Origin of the sequence: Achromobacter sp. UBA5777 (assembly GCF_002418565.1) — a bacterium.
In the GTDB taxonomy this organism is placed as follows: domain Bacteria; phylum Pseudomonadota; class Gammaproteobacteria; order Burkholderiales; family Burkholderiaceae_B; genus Achromobacter; species Achromobacter animicus.
This window is the reverse complement of sequence record NZ_DIEJ01000145.1, coordinates 1-2,640: the sequence shown is the minus strand read 5'-3', so window position 1 is coordinate 2,640 and position 2,640 is coordinate 1. Positions and strand designations below refer to the sequence as shown.

Genomic DNA, 2,640 nt, shown 5'->3' with positions numbered 1-2,640 from the left:
TGCCGCAGGATCGCCTGCCGCGCAACAAGACCCGAATGGCGCGACGGCGGACGCCGCCGCTCCCCCGCCGCCGCCGCAAACGCTGCAGGTGCTGGACGGCAAGCTCAAGGTCCTCATCCCCGCCGGCTTCACCGAAACCGAATTTCCGTCGGACCCGGCAACGCCCGAGGTCTCCGGCAAGATCTACCTGAATCGCGCCACCATGCAGGCGATCATCGTGATCGATGTGCCGGTCGAACAGGCCGTCGGCGACGACGACGCGTTCACATTGGGTGCGATGGCCGCGGGCTTTCAGTCGCAGCAGAAGGAAGCGGTGCCGACGTTCAAAAAGACAGGCGATGGCGCGTTCAAGGTCGGCAGCATCGGCGTTTTTCAAGTGGACGCGACCAGCAAACTGTCGGGCCGCCCAGCCGAACTGACGGCGCTGTTCGCGGCGTCGGGCAAGAAGGTGGTGACGTTTTCCGCCTACACGCTCACGCAGGAAAAGGCCCGGCATCCCGGGCTGGTCGATGCCTTGAAGCAGGGCATGTCCGTCGCGCAGTAACGCCCTGCATCTGTCCAATGCGGGCGCACCAGCGGCGCAGTCGGGTCCGCCGTTGTGGGTCCGCCGCGGTACGACCGGCGCGGTGCGATTGCCGCAATGCGTCCGCCGCCGGACGTCCGTTCAGCGAACCAACTTAGTTCGGTTTCCAGAAAACGTAATCGGCCCGGAATTTGACCTGCTCCCGCTGGCCCTTGTTGGCCGCAGTGCAAGGCGCCTGCGGCACGCCGCCACCTTCGCGCACGAAGCGCTGGATGTAAGTCACGCCGGTCAACAGACCCACGCCCGACGACGGATTGGCCAGGACGAGTTGATCGTACAGGCGATCCGGTCCGGCATTGGCGCGCACGGTTTCCATGCCGGTCAGCGTCGACCCGTCGGCCGCCCGCCAGGTTTCAGGCGGACTTTTGTAGGTGCCGGTCTGGCCGGATTGGCCTGCGCCAAGCGTCGCAGCCGCGCCTGCGATGACCCACGCGTAGCGCGCGCCGTCGGTTTGTGTCAGCCGGCATTCATACGTGATGTCGCCTTGTGCCGGCGCCTGCCAGACGATGCGGTTGTCGGCCGGCACCTGCATGATCTGCGGCGCCTTGTCCTGTGCGGCCGCGCCGGCAGCGACGATTGCGAAGCCAGCCGCCAGCAGCAGGCGGGGCGGCTTCGGGCGAGAGTGAGGCGGAATGCGGTTCATCCGAGCTCCTTCTGGCGGGCCGGGCGCGCCCGCGATGCATGGTTTGTCGTGACGGCTTGCCTGGGAACCGGCGCCGCGCGCCGGGTCGGGCCATTCTGCCACGATTCCCGGACAGTGCCTCGCTCAGTTCACCTGCAGCGTATAGGCGGTCCGTCCGCGCAGCAGCGTCAGCACCAGCGGCTGCGCGCCCGCGCCGGTCAGCAGGTTGCGCAGGTCGGCAAGCGTGCTGACGGGGCGCTGATTCACGCCGATGACGATATCCCCGCGCTGCAGCCGCGCGGCCACGGGGCCGCGATCGGGAAACGTGGCGCTGACCGCGGCGCCGTCGTTGCCTTGCACGCGTTGCGCGCGTCCCACCTCGGAAAACTCCACGCCCATCATCCGGGCGTCCAGTGAACCGGCATGCAGGCGCTCGTTCTGTTCGGGCTCGATGCGCAGCAGGACCTCGGTCCTTGCGCCGGCGCGGGACAATCCCAGGCGCACCTGGCGGCCCACCGGCAACAGGCCTTCCGCGTTGCGCAGTTGAGCACTGGAGCCGATCGTCTTGCCGTCGATGGACAGGATCTGATCGCGGGCCTGGACACCTGCCTTTTGCGCCGGCGAGCCATCGGCGACGCGCGCCACGACGACGCCGGTCGATCCCGGCGCCAGTCCAAGCTGGCGGGTATTGCGCGGTGTGATGTTCAGAGTGTCCAGACCAAGTCCGCCGCGCTGCACCTGCCCGTGCTGCAACAGTTGCTGCATGACTTCGCCCGCCAGATTCGACGGGATGGCAAAGCCGATGCCCACGTTGCCCCCAGACGGGGTGTAGATCATGGTGTTGATGCCGACCAGGTCGCCGTTCAGGTTGACCAGTGCGCCGCCCGAGTTGCCGGGGTTGATGGACGCGTCGGTCTGAATGAAGTTCTGGTAGCCCGCGGCGCGCAGGCTGGACCGGTCCAGCGCGGACACGATGCCGGACGACGCCGACTGTCCGAGGCCGTAGGGATCACCGATCGCCACCACAAAATCGCCCACGCGCAAGTCGCTGGAGTCGGACAGGGTCAGCGCCTGCAGGTTCTGCGCGGCGATGCGCAGCACGGCCAGATCCGTGTCCGGATCGCTGCCAACCACCGTGGCGTTGAAGCTGCGCCCATCCTGCAGGGACACGCGGATGGCGGACGCCCCGCGCACCACGTGATGGTTGGTCAGGATGTTGCCTTGGGTCGCGTCGACGATGACGCCCGAGCCCACGTTCTGCCGCAGGCTGCCAGGCGTGGACGCGCGGCCGCCGCTCGATGCCGCAGCGTCGGTAGATGCTGAAATATTGACGACGGCCGGCGTGACGCGTTCGAGCATCGGGGCCAGCGAAGGCAGCGGTTGGCCACCGACGGCCACCGGCAGCGCGGCGCGGCCGGGCGTGGGCGCCGACGCC

Annotated in this window: 3 protein-coding genes; 1 reads left to right on the top strand and 2 read right to left on the bottom strand. The window is 68.1% G+C overall.

Annotated features, from left to right (window positions below; all coding sequences use genetic code 11):
- On the top strand, positions 1–544 hold a 544-nt coding region (locus tag B3446_RS11145; protein ID WP_291380945.1), incomplete at its 5' end, for a hypothetical protein.
- Between the two features lie 133 nt (positions 545–677).
- Here B3446_RS11145 and B3446_RS11140 read toward each other — a convergent pair.
- Both B3446_RS11140 and B3446_RS11135 read right to left on the bottom strand, forming a co-directional pair.
- Entirely contained in the window at positions 678–1,226 is a 549-nt protein-coding gene (locus B3446_RS11140; protein WP_191579341.1) for a DUF3455 domain-containing protein, read from the bottom strand.
- Positions 1,227–1,349: 123 nt separating this feature from the next.
- Positions 1,350–2,640 (bottom strand): trypsin-like peptidase domain-containing protein (locus B3446_RS11135; protein ID WP_291380942.1); only part of this gene is annotated, 1,291 nt, incomplete at its 5' end.